General features: G+C 64.0%; 11 protein-coding genes and 1 pseudogene. 5 read left to right on the top strand and 7 right to left on the bottom strand.

What is annotated here, in order from left to right; genetic code table 11:
- Nucleotides 1-139: 139 nt before the first annotated feature.
- A complete protein-coding gene (gene pgm, locus CKV91_RS06890) occupies nucleotides 140-1,768 on the bottom strand; it encodes a phosphoglucomutase (alpha-D-glucose-1,6-bisphosphate-dependent) (RefSeq protein WP_021105831.1) in 1,629 nt (542 codons plus the stop codon).
- A gap of 79 nt (nucleotides 1,769-1,847) precedes the next feature.
- Between pgm and CKV91_RS06885 the strand changes: the two genes are divergently transcribed.
- From CKV91_RS06885 to CKV91_RS06875, 3 genes are all read left to right on the top strand, one after another.
- The gene (locus tag CKV91_RS06885; RefSeq protein WP_021105832.1) at nucleotides 1,848-2,789 is read left to right on the top strand and encodes a tetratricopeptide repeat protein; all 942 of its coding nucleotides are present in this window, start codon (nucleotides 1,848-1,850) and stop codon (nucleotides 2,787-2,789) included.
- Nucleotides 2,790-2,890: 101 nt separating this feature from the next.
- The gene (locus CKV91_RS06880) at nucleotides 2,891-3,604 is read left to right on the top strand and encodes an HAD family hydrolase (RefSeq protein ID WP_021105833.1); all 714 of its coding nucleotides are present in this window, start codon (nucleotides 2,891-2,893) and stop codon (nucleotides 3,602-3,604) included.
- On the top strand, nucleotides 3,601-6,105 hold the full coding sequence (locus CKV91_RS06875; RefSeq protein WP_021105834.1) for a glycoside hydrolase family 65 protein: 2,505 nt from the start codon (nucleotides 3,601-3,603) through the stop codon (nucleotides 6,103-6,105). Before CKV91_RS06880 ends, CKV91_RS06875 begins: the two co-directional genes overlap by 4 nt.
- Nucleotides 6,106-6,287: 182 nt before the next feature.
- Here the strand turns inward: CKV91_RS06875 and CKV91_RS06870 are convergent, their stop codons facing one another.
- From CKV91_RS06870 to glgX, 6 genes are all read right to left on the bottom strand, one after another.
- The gene (locus CKV91_RS06870) at nucleotides 6,288-8,393 is read right to left on the bottom strand and encodes a glucose PTS transporter subunit IIA (protein WP_021105835.1); all 2,106 of its coding nucleotides are present in this window, start codon (nucleotides 8,391-8,393) and stop codon (nucleotides 6,288-6,290) included.
- A 167-nt stretch (nucleotides 8,394-8,560) separates the two neighbouring features.
- Nucleotides 8,561-10,474: a 1,4-alpha-glucan branching protein GlgB gene (glgB, locus tag CKV91_RS06865; protein ID WP_021105836.1), complete on the bottom strand. Its 1,914-nt coding sequence runs from the start codon at nucleotides 10,472-10,474 to the stop codon at nucleotides 8,561-8,563.
- 133 nt (nucleotides 10,475-10,607) lie between these two features.
- Complete coding sequence (locus CKV91_RS06860; protein WP_021105837.1) at nucleotides 10,608-11,954, bottom strand: phosphotransferase; 1,347 nt, start codon at nucleotides 11,952-11,954, stop codon at nucleotides 10,608-10,610.
- Nucleotides 11,954-13,657, bottom strand: a complete 1,704-nt coding sequence (gene treS / locus CKV91_RS06855; protein WP_095141098.1) for a maltose alpha-D-glucosyltransferase — start codon at nucleotides 13,655-13,657, stop codon at nucleotides 11,954-11,956. Before treS ends, CKV91_RS06860 begins: the two co-directional genes overlap by 1 nt.
- Nucleotides 13,658-13,945: 288 nt before the next feature.
- Nucleotides 13,946-16,048 (bottom strand): alpha-1,4-glucan--maltose-1-phosphate maltosyltransferase, encoded by a 2,103-nt coding sequence (locus CKV91_RS06850; protein ID WP_051254891.1) that lies wholly within the window; start codon nucleotides 16,046-16,048, stop codon nucleotides 13,946-13,948.
- 161 nt (nucleotides 16,049-16,209) lie between these two features.
- Nucleotides 16,210-18,456, bottom strand: coding sequence for a glycogen debranching protein GlgX (gene glgX, locus CKV91_RS06845; RefSeq protein WP_021105840.1), 2,247 nt, complete (start codon nucleotides 18,454-18,456; stop codon nucleotides 16,210-16,212).
- Between the two features lie 161 nt (nucleotides 18,457-18,617).
- Between glgX and CKV91_RS06840 the strand changes: the two genes are divergently transcribed.
- Nucleotides 18,618-19,766 (top strand): cysteine desulfurase family protein, encoded by a 1,149-nt coding sequence (locus CKV91_RS06840; protein ID WP_231933709.1) that lies wholly within the window; start codon nucleotides 18,618-18,620, stop codon nucleotides 19,764-19,766.
- A gap of 71 nt (nucleotides 19,767-19,837) precedes the next feature.
- Nucleotides 19,838-20,932 (top strand): annotated as a pseudogene (gene mnmA / locus CKV91_RS06835) (tRNA 2-thiouridine(34) synthase MnmA); the annotation flags it as partial.
- Nucleotides 20,933-21,038 lie beyond the last annotated feature (106 nt).

The following is a 21,038-nucleotide window of genomic DNA, read 5'->3' as shown; positions in this document are numbered from 1 at the left end:
GTCCCTCCCGGGGGGTGGCATTCCCGATGGCTGCAGAGCCCGGCGGCAGCTGAGCGAGAACCCGGTGGAGTCCCAGTAGCGGGACTCCACCATCGATGTCCACCACAGGGTGGACAGCCCCGTCAGACCAAGTGAGGAATCAGGCCAGTGCCTGCGCGACGACCTCGCGAGCCTGGTCCTGCACCCGAGCCAGGTGGTCGGCGTCGATGAGGGACTCCGCATAGATCTTGTACTTGTCCTCCGTGCCGGAGGGGCGGGCCGCGAACCAGGCGTGTTCGGTGACGACCTTGATGCCTCCGATGGCGGCACCGTTGCCCGGGGCCTCGGTGAGCACCCGTTGCACCTTCTCGCCAGCGACGTCACTGACCTTGACGTCGTCACCGGAGAGCTTCTTGAGTCGTGCCTTCTGCTCTCGGGTGGCGTCGGAATCGACTCGGGCGTAGTAGGACTTTCCGAACCTCTCCTCGATCCCGGCGTAGATCTGCGACGGTGACTGGCCGGTGACGGCCTTGATCTCGCTGGCCAGCAGGGCCAGCAGGATGCCGTCCTTGTCGGTGGTCCAGGTGAGTCCGTGACGATCGAGGAAGGACGCACCTGCCGATTCCTCGCCACCGAACCCGAGCTCACCACTCATGAGCCCCGGGACGAACCACTTGAACCCCACCGGAACCTCCACCAGACGCCGTCCCAGGTCGTCTGCCACGCGGTCGATGAGGCTGGAGGAGACCAGGGTCTTGCCCACGGCCGTGTCGGTGGACCACTCCGGCCGATGGGAGAACAGGTAGTTGATCGCCACGGCCAGGAAGGCATTGGGATTCATGAGACCGAGGTCCGGGGTGACGATGCCGTGCCGGTCGGAGTCGGCATCGTTGCCGGTGGCGATGTCGTAGGCATCCTTGTTGGCGATGAGGGAGGCCATGGCGTTGGGCGAGGAGCAGTCCATCCTGATCTTGCCGTCGGTGTCCAGGGTCATGAATCGCCAGGTCGGATCGACCTCGGGGTTGACGACGGTGAGGTCCAGTCCGAGGTTCTCGGCAATGTACTGCCAGTACTGCACCGAGGCACCGCCCAGCGGATCGGCGCCGATGTGCACCCCAGCCTGCGCGATGGCATCCAGGTCGAGGGCACTGCGCAGGTCATTGCAGTAGGCACTGCGGTAGTCGAACCGGGTGACCTCACCAGAGACCGAGTCGTAGTTGCGACGCTTGATCCCGCTCGGGGCAGCCATGAGTTCGTTGGCACGCTCGGCGATCCAGCTCGTGGCATCCGTGCTGGCCGGGCCACCGTGTGGGGGGTTGTACTTGAAACCTCCGTCGCGTGGCGGATTGTGCGATGGGGTGACGACGATGCCGTCGGCCTGGGGCCCGTCGTTCGTGCGGTTGTGCATGATGATGGCCCGGGAGACAGCTGGGGTGGGGGTCCACTCGTCCTCGTGTTCGGCGACGACCATGACGTCATTGGCACACAGCACCTCGATCGCCGTGCGCCAGGCGGGATCGGACAGGGCGTGGGTGTCCTTGCCGATGTACAGCGGACCGGTGATGGACTTGCTGGCGCGGTACTCGACGATGGCCTGGGTGGTCGCGGCGATGTGAAGTTCGTTGAAGGCGCCGTCGAAGGCGGAGCCTCGATGTCCGGAGGTGCCGAAGACCACCTTCTGATCGGGATTCTCCGGGTTCGGGACGATGCCGTGGTATGCCGCGAGGAGCGCGTCCACGTCGATGAGGTCTGATTCCTGGGCGGGTTTGCCTGCGCGTTCGTGTGCCATGTCCCCATCTTGGCACCGTGGATGGGGGGATGGTCGGATTCGGACCAGGTTGGGTTGATCGTTCTGATTGAATGGAGGCATGTCTTCGCAATCCTTCAACCGACCCGGAGCCGTCGATCTGTCCGAACTGGCTCGCAATGCCGGTGAGGCCCCCGCACCGGGCGCACCGTCCACCACTCCGGCAGGGGCTTCCGGCCAGACATGGGTCACCGAGGCCACTGAGGAGAACTTCAACGAGTTCGCCCAGAAATCCGTGCAGTACCCCGTCCTCGCGCTGTTCACCTCGCCGCGTGCTCAAGGGGCCGATGCAACGGTGGCGGCCCTGGCCCGGATCACCGACGAAGCCCAGGGGCGTTGGCTCATGGTGACGGTCGACGTTGACGCCAATCCGCGTCTGGCACAGACCCTGGGGATCCAGGCCGTACCGATGCTCGTTGCCATCATCGGCGGTCAGGCCGCTCCGCTGGCCCAGGGGACGATGGATGAGAACCAGCTGCGTCAGATCACCGACCAGGTGGCCCAGGCAGCCGTGTCCTCTGGCATGGTGGGGCGTGCCGAGGCCATCTCGAAGCCGAGTACCACCACCGCCACCGAGGAACAGCCGAAGGACGATCCTCGTACCGCCCAGGCCGAACAACTCATCGCCGACGGCAAGTTCGACGAGGCAGTCGCTGCCTACGACGCGCTGCTCGCCAATCAGCCCAATGACGCCGTCCTCAAGGCGGGACGGGCCGGTGCCGCCGTGCTCGGACGACTTGCGGGCACCGACCCGCGAGAACTCCTCCAGTCGGCCCAGGGCGCACCCGATGACCTGGAAGCCCAGCTCGCCGCTGCCGATGCCCAGGTCCTCGGTGGCGACGTCAAGGGCGGTTTCGACCGGCTCGTCGAGACGATACGGCGCACCCGCGACGAAGATCAGGACCGTGCCCGTACCCGTCTGCTCGAGCTCTTCGACCTCGTGGGTCCCGACGATCCCAACGTCGCACCGGCACGACGTTCACTGGCGGCTGCCCTGTTCTGAGGAATCCCCGGTCCAGCAGGGAACGTCTGGCGTCACACCTGGCGGCCCAACCTCGGCGTCATGATTTCGAACAGCAGGGCATCATTCGTAGCATTGGCCACATGGATCTCTCGACGTGCCAAGCCTTCCTCCTCGATCTTGACGGCGTCCTCACCCCGACCGCTGCCATCCACATGCGGGCATGGCAGCAGATGTTCAACGAGGTCTTCAGCTCCCACGGTCTACCTGCCGACTGGAGTGATGCGGACTACTACCGTCACGTCGACGGCAGACCCCGGTACGACGGGGTGCGAGCCGCCCTGGTCTCGCGCGGCATCGACGTGCCCGAGGGCACACCGCAGGACTCACCAGAGCAGCGCACCATCTGTGGATTCGGCAATCGCAAGAACGAGCTCTTCCTGGACGTCCTGCACACCGATGGCATCGACCCCTATCCGGGGTCACGCCGGTTCGTGGATGACCTCGTCACTCGGGACGTCGCCAGAGCAGTCGTCTCCTCCTCTCGCAATGCCACGGACGTCCTGGCAGCTGCCGGACTTGCCACGGCGTTCAACGTCGTCGTCGACGGCGTACGTGCCAGGGACGAAGGCCTCGCCGGGAAGCCCGCGCCCGACACGTACCTGCGGGCAGCCGAGCTGGTGGACATCGATCCAGCCTCCTGCGCCGTCGTGGAGGACGCCGTCTCCGGGGTACGGGCCGCCGTGGCTGGCGGAGTCGGTATGGTCATCGGCATCGACCGTGGTGTGGGAACCGATGTGCTGCGCGGCAACGGTGCAACCCTTGTCGTCAACGATCTTGAGGAGCTGCTGGCATGAATGACGTCGATCCGATGGATCGCTGGCGTTTTCCCGACGATCCGTGGGCCCTGGTCGAGACCGCCCCGAGCACTCGGGACCTGGGCCACACCGAGACCCTGTTCGCCCTGGGCAATGGGTATCTCGGCATGCGTGGGAATCCCCCGGAAGGACGAGACTCACACTTCCACGGCACCTACATCAACGGATTCCACGAGACCTGGGACATCCACCACGCCGAGAGCGCCTACGGCTTCGCCAAAACCGGCCAGACGATCGTCAACGTTCCCGACGCCAAGCTCATGAAGCTCTACGTCGACGACGAGCCCCTGCTGCTCAGCATCAACGAGATCCAGTCGTACAAGCGCTGGATCGATTTTCGGGAAGGGGTGTTGCGCCGCGAACTCGTGTGGCGCACCCCAGCCGGAAAACTGGTGCGCGTGGCCGCCAACCGCATGGTGTCCATGACGCATCGCCATCTTGCACTCATGGACATCGAGGTGACGATGCTCGAGGGCGATGCCCCGGTCGTCATCAGCTCCCAGATCCTCAATCGCCAGGACGGTATGGACGAGTACCGCAACGCGGATCTCGCCATGGGGTCGGGGGAGGACCCCCGCAAGTCACGCCAGTTCACTGAACGGGTGCTCAAACCCCAACTGCACTGGAACTCCGACCAACGCATGATCCTGGGGTTCCAGACCGCCAAGTCCCGCATGACCCTGGCGGTGGGTGCCGATCACACCATTGAGACCGACAACAGCTACGAAGCCCTCATCGACACCAGCCCGGACATCGGAAAACGGGTGTACCGCGTCGAGGCCAGGCAGGGGATTCCCATCCGGGTGGGCAAGGCCGTGGCGTACCACAGCTCACGCCAGGTGCCGGTACGTGAGCTCTTCGACCGGGTGCGGCGTACCCTGGACCGCGTTCGGGAACAGGGGTACGAGTCCTACGTCCAGGATCAGCAGGAGTGGTTCGAGGACTACTGGCGTACCGCCGACATCCAGGTTGACGGGGCCCCGCCCGGTACCCAGCAGGCAGTGCGGTGGAACCTCTTCCAGATAGCCCAGGCGACAGCACGTGCCGACCAACTGGGTATCCCGGCCAAGGGCGTGACGGGATCGGGCTATGAGGGCCACTACTTCTGGGACTCCGAGGCCTACGTCATCCCGATGCTCACCTTCACCCACCCACGGCTGGCCGAGAATGCGTTGCGTTACCGCGTCAACACCCTTCCCGAGGCACGGCTGCGAGCCCGCGAGGTGTCCCAGCGTGGCGCGTTGTTCCCGTGGCGCACGATCACTGGTGAGGAGGCGTCTGCCTACTACGCGGCCGGTACTGCCCAGTACCACATCAACGCCGACATCGCCCACTCCCTGCTGCTGTACGCCCGGGCAAGTGAGGACAAGACCTTCCTGTACCGGGACGGTGCCGAGGTACTCGTCGAGACGGCTCGTCTGTGGGCCGACCTGGGGTTCTGGCGCACCAACGGAGAACGGCAGTTCCATGTTCACGGCGTCACCGGTCCCGACGAGTACACCACGGTCGTGGACAACAACTTCTACACCAACGTCATGGCGCGTGCGAACCTGGCCGACGCCGCTCGTGTCATGCGACGGATGAAGATCGAGGATCCGCTGTGGTACCAGCATCTCGTCGACGAACTCGATCTCGACGAGTCCGAGATCGCCAGCTGGGAGGAGTGTGCGGCCGGGATCGTCATCCCCTTCGACGAGACCTTCGGGGTGCACCCCCAGGACGATCAATTCCTCACCCGGGAGCTGTGGGACCTCTCGCAGACCCCGGAGTCGAGCCGGCCGCTGCTGCTGCACTACCACCCCCTGGTCATCTACCGCCACCAAGTGCTCAAGCAGGCAGATGTCGTCCTGGCACTCTTCCTCCAGGGTGACCAGTTCACCGACACCATCAAGCTTGCCGACTTTGAGTACTACGACCCGATCACGACGGGGGACTCCAGCCTCTCGGCAGTGGCACAGTCCATCATCGCCGCCGAGGTGGGACACCAGGAGATGGCGATGGACTACTTCCGGGACGCGCTGTTCTGCGATCTGGCCAACATCCATCACAACTCCGACGACGGGGTGCACGTCGCCTCGGCAGCGGGGATCTGGGGATGCCTGGTACAGGGATTCGGAGGGATGCGGTGCGACCGGCAGAACCTGAGGTTCGATCCACGTCTGCCACAAGGTTGGACGTCGATCCGGCACCACATGGTGCTCGGCAACTCCGACATGTCCATCGTCGTGGAACAGGACGCCATCACCTTCCAGATCCTCTCGGGTCGGGACCGCGACGTCACGGTGCGTGGCAAGCTCCACCACATCGGGTCCGAACCGGTGCGGGTACCGCTGGCCGACCAGGGACCGGTACGAGCCCGACTGCACGGCAGCCATCCCGTGACCGGTCTGCGCAGGGCGGACGGTTCCCTGGTGACCTCAGAGGTGCCAGACCTCCCCATGCCGGCAAGCAGTGTGCCGCTGGACACCAGCCGAGGCTGACGTCTTCCCATCCGAGCTGAGGAGGCGGGGTGGACGAGTCTGCCCATCCACCCCGCCGTACGTGTGGCACCGATGGGCCCATGGGAGCCCCTGCGCTCTTGAGGACTGCTGGGTTCTCATCGCTGATCGAGGTTGCCCCTGCTGGGCCTGTCCCGGGACTCTGTCTCCCGGCCCAGCTTCGATCACCTCGTGACGGAGATCACCGGGGACTCGGTCGTCACCGTGTCGGCTGGATGCCCCTCCACCGTGGTGAAGGCGAATCCATTGGTCACCAGCACCGGGGTGATGGTGGAGTAGCCAGCCTTCTCGATGATCTGGGGATCGAAGGTGACCAGCGGTTGTCCGGCGCGGAACTCCTCACCAGCCTTCACGTGCACGTCGAAGCCCTTGCCGTCCAGCTCGACGGTGTCGATGCCGATGTGGATGAGCAGTTCCACGCCGTTGTCCAGTTTCAGTCCCAGGGCATGTCCCGAGTCGGGAGCGGTGAGCACCGTACCCGCGGCTGGGGCGACGACCGCCGTCGACGTCGGATCGATGGCAATGCCCTGACCGACCACACCGGTGGAGAAGACCGGATCGGGAACCTCCTCGATCGGTAGTGCCCGACCGGCCAGGGGAGAGGTGATCTGGATGGGTGCCTGGTCCGCGTCAGGACTGGTGGACCCGGTGCTTCCATGACCCATCGGTACGTCAGCAGGGGTGGTGGTGTCAGGTGTCGTCTGGTCGGCGGACGACACGGCGGCAGAGGTCTCGACATCGGAAACCTCGCCAGTCCCAGTGCTGGCACCGACACTGACGGGGGCGGCTGCAGCCGGGATCGTCGCCCCGGCCGTGCCGTCCTCGCTCGCCGTCTGGGGATCCTGGTAACCACGGAAGAAGACCAGCAGACCCGAGACGACGAAGGAGGCAGCAATGGCAACACAGTACAGACCGATCTTGTCGAAGGCCGGAATCGTCAGCAGGGAGGTGAAGATGAATGCCTGGGTGTGCAGCCCGCCACCAATGCCGATGATGACGCCGCCCACGAGACAGCCGACCAGCATGGACGGGTAGATCCGTTTGTACCGCAGGTGGATACCGTACAGACTCGGTTCCGAGATGCCGCCGAGCAGGCCAGCCGCCAGGGCACCGACGGCCGTCTGTCGCATGGTCTCCTCGTGATTGCGGACCGACAGGGCCAGCACCCCGGCCGTTGCCCCGAAGCAGGCGAAGTTCCATGCCCCCATCGGCCCCTGGATGTAGTCGTAACCCAAGGTCTGGATGTTGAGCAGCATGACGGCGTTGAGTGGCCAGTGCAGGCCCAACGGCACCATGAACGGGTAGGCCAGCGGAATGATGATGGCGAAGATGAGTGGGCTGAAGCTGTTGACGGTGGCCAACCCCTTGGCCAGGTAGGCACCCAGGTACACGCCGATCGGGCCGATGAGAAAGGCCGTCAGCGGGATCATGACGAGCAGCGACAGGAAGGGCACGAAGATGAGCTGCACGCTCTGCGGAATGAGTTTCTTCAACCCCTTGTAGAGTGGGCCGAGCACTGCAGCCATGAGCAGTGGTGGGAAGACAGTTGATCCGTAGTTGAAGATCGTCAGTGGCAGACCGAAGATCTCGACGATCTTCACCGGGGTGCCGGCCACCGAGGCCGAGTGGGACAACGACTCCAGACCAGTGAATCCGGGCAGCATGACGAAGGCCATGATCGCGAATCCGAGCCACGGGTCCACGTCGAGCTTCTTCGACGCGTTGTAGGCCACCATGAGCGGCAGGAAGTAGAACACCGTCTGCCACATGAGGTTGACGAACTGCCAGCTCGGGGGCAGGGTGACGCGCGAGTCGGCCCAGTTCCCGATGACCCCGGTGGTCGCCATGAGCGACATGAAGGTGATGATGAGCGAGGCACCCAACAGGGCACCGATGATGGGACGGAACGAGTCGGAGAGGAACTCGAAGAAGGTGTCCAGCCACGAGAACCTGCCACGTGGCCCCTGGGAACGGGCAGCGGCCTTGACATCGTCATTGCTGCGCGACGCACCCGAGTCGAGAGCCGCCATGTCCGGCAGGGCCATGATCTCCTTGTAGACACTGTCGACTGCTCCACCGATGACGACCTGGAATCGGTCCCCGCTCTGGGGCACGGCTCCCGCGACTCCGGGAATCCTCTCGACCGCATCCTTGCTGGCCCTGGATCCGTCAATGAGTTGGAACCGCAATCTCGTGGCACAGTGTGTGAGGCTGCGAACGTTGCTCGCCCCACCCACTGCCTCGATGATCGCGGCAGGTGTTGAAGACATGTGATGACGCTTTCTGTCCGATCGTGTTTGAAATTGTGCGACTCATCATACGGCATCGCCCACACCACAGACACCTGTGCCACTTTCCGCTGAAAACCTGGTCGCTGACAACGACTTGCCCACGACCAGGTCACACCGCAACCGTGCCACCACACTGCGGTGAGAGGTCAGTACTGCTGCGTGTCCTCCGGTGTGAAGCGCAACCAGACCGATCCCAACGGCGGTACGCACACCGTGGCCCGAGCCGGCCAGGAGTCATTGTCGGCGCAGGGATGTGCCACCGCACGACCAAGATTGCCGAACTGTCCGGTACCGTCGTACTCCGCGGCATCCGAATTGAAGATCTCCTGCCACACACCTGTTCGGGGCAGCCCGATGGAGTACTGGGTCTGCGGGTTGGGGGAGAAGTTCGTGAGACAGGCGATGGTCTGCCCGTCCTCGGAGCGCCGCAGCCAGGAGAAGACGTTCCCCCCGGCGTCGTTGGCGTTGATCCAGGTGAAGCCACGCGGATCCGAGTCCATCTGCCACAACGCCGGATGCTCCCGGTAGATGTGGTTGAGGTCGCGGAACATCCGTTTGAGACCGCCATGACCCCACAGATCGGCGACGAACCATTCCAGGCTCGTCGACTCGTCGAATTCGTGGCGCTGACCGAACTCGCAACCCATGAAGATGAGCTGTTTGCCGGGGAAGGACCACATGTAGGAGTAGTAGGCGCGCAGTGAGGCGAACTGACGCCAGTCGTCACCATCGATCTTGTTGATCATGGAGCCCTTGCCGTGCACGACCTCGTCGTGACTGATCGGCAGGATGAAGTTCTCCGAGTACTGGTAGACCATCGCGAAGGTCATCTCGTTGTGATGGTACTGGCGATGGAACGGGTCGAGCTCGAGGTAGCGCAACGAGTCGTTCATCCACCCCATGTTCCACTTGAACCCGAAGCCCAGGCCGCCCTCGTCGACCGGCTTGGTGACGCCGGGGAAACTCGTGGACTCCTCGGCGATCATGGTGATTCCGGGGAAACGTTGGTAGAGATGGCTGTTGACGTAGCGCAGGAAGTCGATGGCCTCCAGGTTCTCCCGACCACCGTACTTGTTGGGCACCCACTCACCCTCCGCACGGGAGTAGTCCAGGTAGAGCATCGAGGCCACGGCGTCGACGCGCAGGCCATCGACGTGGAACTCGTCGATCCAGTACAGGGCGTTGGAGACGAGGAACGACTTCACCTCGTTGCGACCATAGTTGAAGATGTAGGTGCCCCAGTCCAGGTGCTCGCCCTGACGTGGATCGGCATGCTCGTACAGGGCCGTGCCGTCGAAACGTCCCAGTGCCCAGTCGTCCTTGGGGAAATGGCCGGGCACCCAGTCCATGATGACGCCGATGCCCGCCTGGTGCAGCTTGTCGATGAGCAAACGCAGGTCGTCGGGGGTGCCGTAGCGGCTGGTGGGGGAGAAGTAGCCGGTCACCTGGTATCCCCATGACGGGGCGAAGGGGTGCTCGGCCAGTGGCATGAACTCCACATGGGTGTAGCCCTGCCACACGAGGTACGAGACGAGCTCGTCGGCCAGGTCACGGTAGGTGAGCCCGGCACGCCAGCCACCCAGATGCAGCTCGTAGATGCTCATGGGCTCCTGGTGAGCGGCGGAACGTTCTCGCCGGGCAATCCACTGCGCATCGTTCCAGGTGTGGTGACTGGCGGTGACGATGGAGGCATTGCCAGGAGCCTGCTCGCTGAATCGGGCCATGGGGTCGACCTTCTCGTGCCAGTTGCCCCACTGGTCCTGGATGCGGAACTTGTAGAGGGTTCCCTCACCAATTCCCTCGACGAAGGTGCCCCAGACCCCCGATCCGGGGATGAGCTGCATGGGGTCACCGGTCCACCAGTTGAAGTCGGCGATGATCTCCACGGCCTGGGCGTTGGGTGCCCACACGGCGAATCTGGTGCCGGTGATCGCACCCCGCTCGTCGTCATCGATGGTGACGACGTGGGAACCCAGGCGTTTCCAGCACTCGGTGTCTCCACCGGAGTGGAAACCCTGCAGGTCTGTTCCGGTGAGGCCACCGAAGAGGTCGTGCGCCATCTCGTCTCCTAGATGTGTGGTCGCCAGATGTGTGGATCGTTGTTGCCAATCTACCGGGTGGGTCACCGAAAAGGCTGGTCAATTCCCGGAATGGTCGTGCGTCGACTGGCGCTGGTCCACGTGCCGATCCTGGTCAGCCGATGAGCTCATGCAGCGCCGTCAAGGGCACATCGATCCATTCGGGACGATTGAGTTTCTCGTACACCGTCTCGTATATCGCCTTGTCGGCCTCATAGGCAGCAAGGATGTTCCGCTCCCGACCAGTGGCAGCACCATACCCGTCCAGGAAGGCGGCTCGTGCGCATCGGTACCACTGCTGGGACTCGGTGCTGTGCGGGTCGGGGGTCGCGCTGGTGGCGTAGGAGAGGGAGCGCACCATCCCGGCGACGTCCTTCCAGCGAGAATCCGGTTGCCGGCGTTCCTGCGCCGTCTTGAGCGGCTCGCCCTCGAAGTCGATGATGCGCCAGCCGTCGTCGGTGAGCAGGGTCTGTCCCAGGTGGAAGTCGCCGTGCACCGGTTGCACCGGAACGGACATTGCCCGCAGTGGATCGAAGATCTGCACCAGTGCCGGCTGCAGTTCGATGAGATCGGGTACCCGATGACAGGCCCGGTGGAGTCGAGCCGACATGGCGTCGGCAATGCGAGTTCCCGAGACGGTGGTCGGCGTACTGAAATCGGCTAGGGCACGGTGGATGGCGGCAAGGCCTGCTCCGATCAGACGGGCGTCGTCACCTGCATCGTCCAGATCACGGGCCCTGTCACAGAAGTACTGCCAGCCGTCACGGGGATGGGGAAGTCGCTCGACGACCATGGCGAGATCGGTGGTGAGGGCCAAGGTGATGTCGGACGGGCAGGTCGTGGGGTGCTCGGCCGATGCGACGTGGTGTCCGGGTACGCCCACCGTGGCGTGCATCGCGGCATGCACGGTGGCGACCGAGGTGACACCCGCCTCGTTGAGGCCACGGTGCCGGACGATGTCCAGGTTCTCCCCGGGCTCCAGACGGCGGAACAGTTTGATGATGAGGGTGTCGTCGAGTTCTATCGACGTGTTCGACTGCTCCCCGCCGAAGCGCCGTGCGGTGCGCACCCTCGACCCGTCCACCGGACGATAGGTGTCGATGCTCCAGTGCCCTTCAGCACCACGCGCTGTGGGATCGACGGCACCGGAGAGGATGGCCCGCGCCCAGGCCAGTAGGGCATCTGGGTCATTCGTCGCATCTCGCCACGCACCTTCGGAATCGACGAGCAGGACGTCCTCGTCGTCTTTGCTGGCCGCGCTGAGCAGGAGTTGGTAGTACTCATCCGGCCCCTCGGGGTAGCCCACGGTTGCGATGACGTGACGCACCGATGGTTCGGTGATGACTGGTGACAGAGCAGTGAGTGCGATCAGTCGGCCGCCGCGTCCCTTGCCGGAGAACCATCGCGCGGCACTCATGTGTGCCCACAGGGAGCCGAGATCTGCCGTTGAGCGGTGCGTCATCAATGGTCCTCCCCATGGTGCAACAGGATCCAGGCAAAACCCCATCCCGCCAGGTCGTACTCCACCGTGCCAGCAGGATCCAAGGGGCCGAAGGGCTCGTCGCGCAGCATGTTGACCACCCGGTGCCCACCGAACTGCGGCAGGACGCCGACGTACCTGCGTTCGTCCGGGCTGAGGTTCACAAGGCACAGGATGGTGCTCGTCCGGTCACGACGCAGGAAGGCGAGGATGGCCTCGTCGTCGCCACCCAGATCGATGAACTCACCGGTGCCGAACACCGGGTATCGACGTCGCACCGCGAGCATGGAGCGCAACCAGACCAGTTGGGAGGAGGGATCCTCCATCTGACGCTCGACGTTGACACGTGCTGGACGGTAACCGAACTGGTCGATGACGGGCAGGTGGAATTTCTCCGGCGGAGCGTCCGAGAACCCTGCCGAGGGCGAATTGTCCCACTGCATCGGGGTGCGTACACCGTCCCTATCCGGTAGCCAGGGGTCGTCGCCCATACCGATCTCGTCGCCGTAGTAGAGCACCGGGGAGCCTGGCAGGGTGAGCAGCATGGCGTGGAGCAGACGGATCTGGTCCTGATCGTTGCCCACCAGGGTGGCCAGTCGGCGGCGTATGCCGAGATTGCACCGCATGCGATGTTCCGGGGCGTACTGGCCCCACAGGTATTCCCGCTCCTGCGCCGTGACCATCTCCAAGGTGAGTTCGTCGTGATTGCGCAGGAAGGTGCCCCACTGGCAGCCATCCGGGATCTGTGGGGTTCGGGCAAGAATGTCCGAGATGCTCTGGCGAGAATGCTGTCGGAGGGCCATGAACAGACGCGGCATCACCGGGAAGTGGAAGGCCATCTGGCACTCGTCACCGGCCCCGAAGTACTCGACGACGTCCTCAGGCCATTGATTGGCCTCGCAGAGCAGGATACGTCCCGGATATTCCCTGTCGACCATGGCTCGCAGGTCCTTGAGGATCTGGTGGGTCCCGGAAAGATTCTCACAATTCGTCCCATCCTCCTCGACGAGGTAGGGCACGGCGTCGAGCCGAAAACCGTCGATTCCCATGTCCATCCAGTACCGCACGGCATTGAACATCTCGTCGATGACTCGTGGCTCGTCGAAATTGAGATCGGGTTGGTGGTGGAAGAACCGGTGCCAATAGTACTGCCCCCGTTCCTCGTCCCATTTCCAGTTGGACTTCTCGGTGTCGAGAAAGATGATGCGGGCGTCCGAGTACTTCTCATCGGTGTCGGACCACACGTAGAAATTGCCGAATGGGCCATCGGGATCACTGCGGGAAGCCTGGAACCACGGATGGGAGTCCGAGGTATGGTTCATGACGAAATCGATGATGACGCGCAGGCCGCGGTCATGGGCGGAATCAAGGAATGTCTTGAAGTCCTCGATCGTTCCCAATTCCTCACGAATCCACCGATAATCGCTGATGTCGTATCCACCATCGCGCAATGGGGAGTCGTAGAACGGTGGGAGCCACAGGCAGTCCACGCCCAGCCACTGCAGGTAGTCCAGTTTGGATTCCAGTCCCTTGAAGTCGCCAATACCGTCGCCATTGGAGTCCTTGAAGGAACGCACCAGCACCTCGTAGAAGACGGCGGTGCGGAACCACTGGGTGTCGGTGCGGTCCAAGGAGCCCGTGGGGCGGACGTCGTCCAGTGCTCCGGCCAGCTCCTCGGCTGACATGTCGAGGACGTGCTCGTCCTTGGCAGGATCATGCCGGTTCGGACGTGGTGCCTCACGGTGGTCGAGGTGGGGACCGTCTGAACGTGTGGGATTGGAAACGGTGTGCGACTCAGGGACAGCGTGCAACGGGATGCCTTGATGGTAGCAGGTTCGGGGTTCAGGTTCAGGGAGTTCAGATTCAGGGGACTCGGGTGCGGGAGTTGAGGCGGAGCTCAGCCGCAAGGATCAGGTTCTGGTCGGGGTGGACGGAGTCGGAAACAGGAACCGGAGGATCGGGAAGACCTACATTCAGTGACTCCCTCGGACGGTGAGAATGTGTGCCGGTTGAGCCGGGTACAGGTTCACCCAGGCCTGTTGGGACCAGGTGAAATCGGCTCCGGTGAGTTCATCGTGGACGTCGAACTGGGCGTCGGACCTCAGGCCAAGTGCCGCCATGTCGAGCATCACCTGGCTGCTCGCCCCCCACACCGGATCCAGGCTCACGGCAACGATGACGACGTCGGAACCGGACTTCTTGGAGAAGACCAGGATGCGATCGTCAGGGGCGTGGTGGACCGTCACGTCACGAAGCTGTTGCAGAGCGGGGTGCTCTCTGCGGATCTCGTTGAGCCGAGTGATGAGGACACTGAGATTGGGTTCGCCGGAGTAGTCGCGCGGTCGGTACTCGTACTTCTCGGAGTGGTCATACTCCTCACGACCGGGCAATGGCACGTGCTCGCACAATTCGTACCCGGAATACATTCCCCACGACGGGCTCATCGTCGCGGCCAGAATCGCGCGAATGGCGAATGCAGCAGGGTTGCCGTCCTGCAGGTAGTAGGGGTTGATGTCAGGGGTGTTGACGAAGAAATTGGGTCGATACCAGGCAGAGGTCTGTGTGGACACCTCGGTGAGGAATTCCTCCAACTCCCATTTCGCGCTGCGCCACACGAAGTAGGAATATCCCTGCTGGAATCCCACCTTGGCCAAGGCCTGCATCATTTCCGGTCGGGTGAATGCCTCCGCCAGGAAGATGACCTCGGGATGACGGCGACGCATGGTCGCCATGAGCCAGGCCCAGAAATTGATCGGCTTGGTGTGCGGATTGTCCACCCGGAAGATCGTCACGCCGTGGGCGATCCAGAGTTCCAGGATGCGCACGCACTCGTGGTAGATGCCTTCTGGATCGTTGTCGAAGTTGATGGGGTAGATGTCCTGGTACTTCTTCGGCGGATTCTCCGCATAGGCGATGGTGCCATCCACTCGGGTGGTGAACCACTCCGGGTGCTCATGCACCCATGGATGGTCCGGGGAGGCCTGCAGGGCGAAGTCCAGGGCGACCTCAAGGCCCAGGGAATGGGCATGTGCCACGAAGTGGTCGAAGTCATCGAAGGTGCCCAGGTCCGGGTGGATCGAGTCATGGCCACCGTCTGGCGAGCCGATGGCCCACGGCGATCCCGGATCATTCGGCCCGGCATCCAAGGTGTTGTTCGGCCCCTTGCGGAATGCCGAACCGATCGGATGGATCGGTGGCAGGTAGACGACGTCGAAGCCCATGGCAGCGATCTCGTCCAGACGTTTCTCGGAACTGGCGAAGGTGCCGGACACCCAGCTGCCGTCGGGACGGCGATGGGCACCCTGGGAACGGAGGAAGAACTCGTACCACGACCCGTACAGCGCCCGACGGCGCTCGACGAGCAGGGGAGTGCGTTGCGTCGGGCTCACGAGGTCTCGATCGGCATGACGCGCCATGACCTCACAGAACTCCTCCCAGCCCACGACATCGGTGAGCAGGGCCTGAGCGTTGCCTGCCGACTTGAGACGGCTGAGCCCCGCACCAATGATCTCGGAGTCGGCGTCGTACCCGGCATCACGGGCACGATCGAAGGCGGTTTCGGCTAGGCAAACACCCTCGGCCCGTACCAGGTCGACGTCAATGTCGGCAGCAAGCTTGGCCTGCGCGGCATGGTGCCAGGTGTGCCACAGATCCGACCACCCCTCGACATGCATGGTCCACGAACCAGTGGCGTCCGCGTGCACCCGAGCCGACCAGATGTCCAGTCCCATGGGTTCCTGCTGGCACATGTCGGTACGCAGCTCGCGTCCGTCCGGTGCGGTGAGCACGACGGTGGCTCCCACCTTGTCGTGGCCCTCACGAAACACGTGCGCGGTGACCTCGAACTCCTCGTCGACGACGGCGTAGGCGGGCAGTCGACCCCCCTCGACCACAGGCTGCACGTCATGGACCCCGATACGTCCGAAACCCCGCAATGGGGGCTGTCCGGGGCGATCGATGGGAGGGTCCTGGAGGTCGGTGCCGTCGTCGGGGGCGGCGTGTCGTGGTGTGGTGGCGGAGGATTCCGGGATCACGGAACACTGCTGCACCGGTGCGTCCGGGGATGATTCGGGCATGTCCTCGATGCCACCTGGAACCGTGTCGCAGCCTTCATGGATCCTGGCCGCGTCGTCATCGCGCCGATTTCGCCTCCACATGTACCCAACGGTACCGGCTCGATCCGCGTGCGGCAGACTCCCGACGGCAAAATCTGCAATCGGAAGGCAGCCGCGGTTCCTCACTGCCGAGTGTCACCAGCTGGTGGCTGGCCAGTGGGGTCATCCACCAGCATACGACCAGTACCACTGGTCCCCGGTGACTGCTCGTCGGCGGCGTCGAGATCCTGGGTCTGGGGCTCTTGGGTCGGTCGAGAGTGGTCATGGGTACCAGCGGAGTCGTGGCGGAGCGTCGCACGGAAAATCGTCACACTGCGTGGTGGGATGACGAACTGCGCAGTTGGGGGGAGCGGGGCGTCGATCACCTCATCGGGGTGGGCCGTGGTGAGCTCCAGCTGCCAGTTCTCCCCGAACTGACGTGCTGGCAGTCGTGCACCCAGCGGCTGATCCCCACTGTGGAACCACATGAGGAACGCCTCGTCCGCACTCGAGGAATACATGCCCAGGGTGCGACGCCCCTGGTCGTTCCACTCCTCGGTGCACATCTCCGCACCGGACTCGGAGAACCAGGCCAGGTCTGGACGTCCGGTGTCCTGGCCGTCCTCGGTGTGCACCGAGCCATGATGCCGGTACGTGTTCGGACGCAGCGCTGGATGACTGGCACGCAGTGCAACGAGTGTGGTGGTGAGTTCGGTGATGTCGGACCACTCCACGGCGTCATCCCAGTTGAGCCAGGAGATCGGTGAGTCCTGGCAGTATGCATTGTTGTTGCCGTTCTGGGTACGCCCCATCTCGTCGCCGGCGGTGATCATCGGCACCCCAGCGGCCAGGAGCATGGTGGCCATGAGATTGCGTACCTGACGGTGTCGCAGATCGACGATCGCGTCGTCGGTCGTCTCACCTTCCCAGCCGCAGTTCCACGACCTGTTGTCGTTGGAACCGTCCCGGTTGTCCTCGCCGTTGTCCTCATTGTGCTTGTCGTTGTACGACACCAGGTCGCGCACCGTGAATCCGTCATGGGCGGTGACGAGGTTCACACTGTGAGTGGGATCGGCGTAGAGGTCCTCGGAGCCGGCCAGTCGAGTGGCGAGTCCCTGCACACCACAGGTCGCCATCCGCCAGAAGTCGCGGATGTGGTCGCGGAAGTGATCGTTCCACTCGCTCCAGTCCGCACCCCATTGGCCAACCTGGTACCCATAGGGACCGACGTCCCACGGCTCGACAATGTGCTTGACCTGGCTGAGCACCGGGTCATGGGCCATGGCCTGTTTGAACGGATGGTTCTGATCGACGCCGTGGGCGGCGTCACGAATGAGTGTCGTCGCCAGATCGAAGCGGAAGCCATCCACCCCCATCTGCGTCACCCAGTAGCGCAACGAGTCCAGCACCATGTCGAGCACCTCGGGCTGGGAGGTGTCCAGGGAATTGCCACACCCCGTGACGTCGTAGTCGTCACGGCAATCCTCGTTGAGTCGGTAGTAGGTGGAGTGGTCGATCCCTCGGAACGACAGGGTGGGGCCCTCATGGCCCCCCTCACCGGTGTGGTTGTAGACGACGTCGAGGATGACCTCGATACCTGCCCGGTGGAAGGCGGTGACCATGGCCTTGAACTCGTCGACCTGCTGGCCGAGGCTGCCCACCGAGCAGTAGGCCGCATGGGGGGCGAAGAATCCCAAGGTGTTGTATCCCCAGTAGTTGCGCAATCCCTTGGCCACGGAGAACGGCTCGGAGACGAAGTGGTGGACCGGCAGCAATTCCACCGCTGTCACCCCCAGACTCACCAAGTGCTCGATCACAGCCGGGTACGCCAGACCGGCGTAGGTACCACGCAAATGATCTGGCACCAGAGGATGGGTGCGGGTATAACCCTTGACGTGCATCTCGTAGATGACGGACTCGTCCATCGGTCGACGTCGGGCAACCGGTTCGGGAGCCGGTGAGTCCGCCACGACGATGGACAGCGGCACGCAGGCAGCCGAGTCGGTGGTGTCGGGCTCGAAGTTGGACTGCGAGGTGTGATCGAGAATCGGTCCGTGGTAGTCGACACCAGCAGTGATGGCCCGCGCATAGGGGTCCAGAAGCAGTTTCGCCGGGTTGAATCGCATCCCGTCGTCGGGATTCCACGGCCCATGCACCCGGTAGCCATAGATCTGTCCGGCTCGTACGCCGGGCACGTCCAGCTGCCACGCACCGTTCGCGCCACGGTTCATGTCAGTATTGTTCTGCGTACGGTCGAGGGACACGAGCACGAGTTCCACCCGTTCTGCTCGCGGTGCCCACAGGGCGAAACGACAGCCGCCGTCATGCAGATGTGCCCCGAACATCTCGTACGTGGGCGAGACGCTGTTCGAGGGGAGCGTGTCGGGCATGCATGGACCTTTCTGGTTGCAGCTGCCAGTCCTTCACGGCAGGACAATGGTGATGCCTTTGCAGACTGGCCACAAATTGCCACGGCCGAGACATGGCAGGAGGAAACCCACGAATGCTAACTGACCACGGTGAAAATGCACAGTCACCGGAACCTCGCGAGGTGCGCCGGCCCCGACGGACCTACCTCGACCATGCCGCGACCTCACCATTGCGCCCCTGTGCTGCCCAGGCGATGGCAGACACCCCGGCACTGGGCAATCCATCGGCGGTGCACGGATCCGGCCGGGCTGCTCGAGCCATGCTGGAGGACGCCCGCGAGGAGATCGCAGCCCTGCTCGGTGTGCGACCCCTGGAGATCATCCTCACCAGTGGTGGCACCGAGGCCGATGCTCTCGCGATCCTCGGTGGGCTGGCACCCCAGGGCAGGCTGTGGACCTCCGGCGTGGAGCATCCAGCCGTGGCAGGGCTGGCAGATCCGCGGCTGCTGGGTCAGCGCGTCAGCACGGTACCGGTGGACGGGCATGGGGTCGTCGATCTGGCTGGTTTCGCTGGTGGCAGAGGAATGGGGGACGGGCGGGGACCCCGGCCGGGGGATGTCGTGTCCCTCATGATGGTCAACAACGAGACCGGCGCCGTCCAACCCGTGGCCGAGATGGCACGGATGGCTCACGACGCCGGGGCGCTGGCCCACACCGATGCCGTCCAGGCCTTCGGACACATCGATGTGAACCCAGCCGAGCTCGGGGTGGACCTGATCTCGATCTCGGCACACAAGATCGGTGGTCCCGTTGGTATCGGCGCGCTGTGGGTTCGGCGTGGTGTGAACCTCGCCCCCATCACGGCTGGTGGCATGCAGCAGGCTCAGGTGCGATCCGGCACCCAGGCCGTCATGCTGGCCCGGGGATTCGCCGCCGCCGCCCGGCAGGCCGTCGAGAACCTGGACCGGGACCGAGCCCAGTGGCAGGCGTGGCACGACCTCATCGTCGCCGAGATGGGCCGACTGCCCGGTGTCCACGTCGACGACGCCCCGCAGACAAGTCCGTCGATCTGCCACCTCACCATCGACCGGGTACGTGCCACCGACCTGCTGCTCGTCCTGGACTCAGCAGGCATCGACTGCTCAGCCGGGTCCGCCTGCCAGGCCGGAGTCGCCCGACCCAGCTCCACCATGCTCGCCATGGGGCGCAGCGTTGATGAGGCCCAAGGGGGGCTGCGCATCTCCATGGGACACACCACCACTCGCAAGGACATCGAGCAGCTGCTGGACGTCCTGCCCGGGGCGATCGAGACCGTTCGCGGGGCGCGGTAGCAGTTCCGAATGCGGTTCATCGACACCTAGACTTGGACGGTCGATGAACAGGAAGCCAGGAGGAGAGACGGATGCGGGTACTCGCGGCGATGTCCGGGGGAGTGGACTCTGCTGTGGCGGCGGCACGTCTGGTGGCCCAGGGGCACGACGTCACAGGTGTGCACCTGGCCCTGTCCCGCAACCCACGTTCACAACGTGAGGGATCACGAGGCTGCTGCTCCCTGGAGGACTCCTTCGACGCACGGCGCGCAGCGGACAAGATCGGTATTCCGTTCTACGTGTGGGACTTCTCCGACCGATTCGCCGAGGAGGTCATCGATCCATTCGTCGCCGAGTACGCGGCCGGGCGCACCCCCAATCCGTGTCTGCGCTGCAATGAGCGGATCAAATTCGCTGCCCTGCTGGAGCGTGGACTTGATCTGGGATTCGACGCGGTGGCCACCGGCCACTACGCCCGTCTGGAACGCACCGCCTCGGGTACGAGGATGTACCGGGGGATCGACGCGGGCAAGGACCAGTCCTACGTGCTCGCAGTGCTCAACCAGGAGCAACTCGCCCATTCGATGTTCCCGCTGGGCGACACCGTCAAGATCGACATACGTGCCGAGGCTGCCGAGCTCGGACTCGCCGTGGCCGACAAGCCGGACTCCAACGATATCTGTTTCATTCCCGACGGGGACACCGCAGGATGGCTCTCGGGTGAACTTGGTGAGCGTCGGGGCGAGATCCATGATGAGTCCGGAACCGTGGTGGGCAGCCACGACGGCTACCACCACTTCACCATCGGGCAACGCCGAGGACTGCACCTCGGCGTCCCCGCCCAGGACGGTAAACCACGATACGTGTTGAACATCGAGCCGGTGTCCAACACCGTCGTCGTCGGCGGAGCCGAGGGGTTGTCCGTCAACCGTCTGGAGTCCATCCGTCCGGTGTGGTGCTCCGGGGAACCTGCTGACCAATGGGACGGTGAGGTGCAGGTGCGGGCGCACGGCACCCCAGTGGCAGCACATCTGAGACGCACTGAGGACGGGGTGATCACCGAGCTGGCCGAACCACTGCGCGCAGTGGCACCTGGGCAGGCCGTTGTCTTCTACGACGGTGATCTCGTCATCGGTTCGGCGACGATCTGTGGTACGGATCGGGCTGGTACGACGGCTGCGCTGGCCAGACAGGACGACAGGGCCGTGCCGGACACGACCACCCCGGATACAACCACTCCGGTGCAGTCATGACGATGCTTGCCCAAACCATGACCCGCACCCGACCGACGAG

Source organism: Cutibacterium granulosum (assembly GCF_900186975.1).
Lineage (GTDB): Bacteria > Actinomycetota > Actinomycetes > Propionibacteriales > Propionibacteriaceae > Cutibacterium > Cutibacterium granulosum.
This window is presented reverse-complemented; position numbering and strand designations above follow the sequence as displayed.

Excerpts from the sequence above, each read along its gene's own strand:
- pgm (WP_021105831.1), bottom strand. The coding sequence starts at position 1,768 with ATGGCACACGAACGCGCAGGCAAACCCGCCCAGGAATCAGACCTCATC.
- CKV91_RS06885 (WP_021105832.1), top strand. The coding sequence starts at position 1,848 with ATGTCTTCGCAATCCTTCAACCGACCCGGAGCCGTCGATCTGTCCGAA.
- CKV91_RS06880 (WP_021105833.1), top strand. The coding sequence starts at position 2,891 with ATGGATCTCTCGACGTGCCAAGCCTTCCTCCTCGATCTTGACGGCGTC.
- CKV91_RS06875 (WP_021105834.1), top strand. The coding sequence starts at position 3,601 with ATGAATGACGTCGATCCGATGGATCGCTGGCGTTTTCCCGACGATCCG.
- CKV91_RS06870 (WP_021105835.1), bottom strand. The coding sequence starts at position 8,393 with ATGTCTTCAACACCTGCCGCGATCATCGAGGCAGTGGGTGGGGCGAGC.
- glgB (WP_021105836.1), bottom strand. The coding sequence starts at position 10,474 with ATGGCGCACGACCTCTTCGGTGGCCTCACCGGAACAGACCTGCAGGGT.
- CKV91_RS06860 (WP_021105837.1), bottom strand. The coding sequence starts at position 11,954 with ATGACGCACCGCTCAACGGCAGATCTCGGCTCCCTGTGGGCACACATG.
- treS (WP_095141098.1), bottom strand. The coding sequence starts at position 13,657 with ATGTCAGCCGAGGAGCTGGCCGGAGCACTGGACGACGTCCGCCCCACG.
- CKV91_RS06850 (WP_051254891.1), bottom strand. The coding sequence starts at position 16,048 with ATGCCCGAATCATCCCCGGACGCACCGGTGCAGCAGTGTTCCGTGATC.
- glgX (WP_021105840.1), bottom strand. The coding sequence starts at position 18,456 with ATGCCCGACACGCTCCCCTCGAACAGCGTCTCGCCCACGTACGAGATG.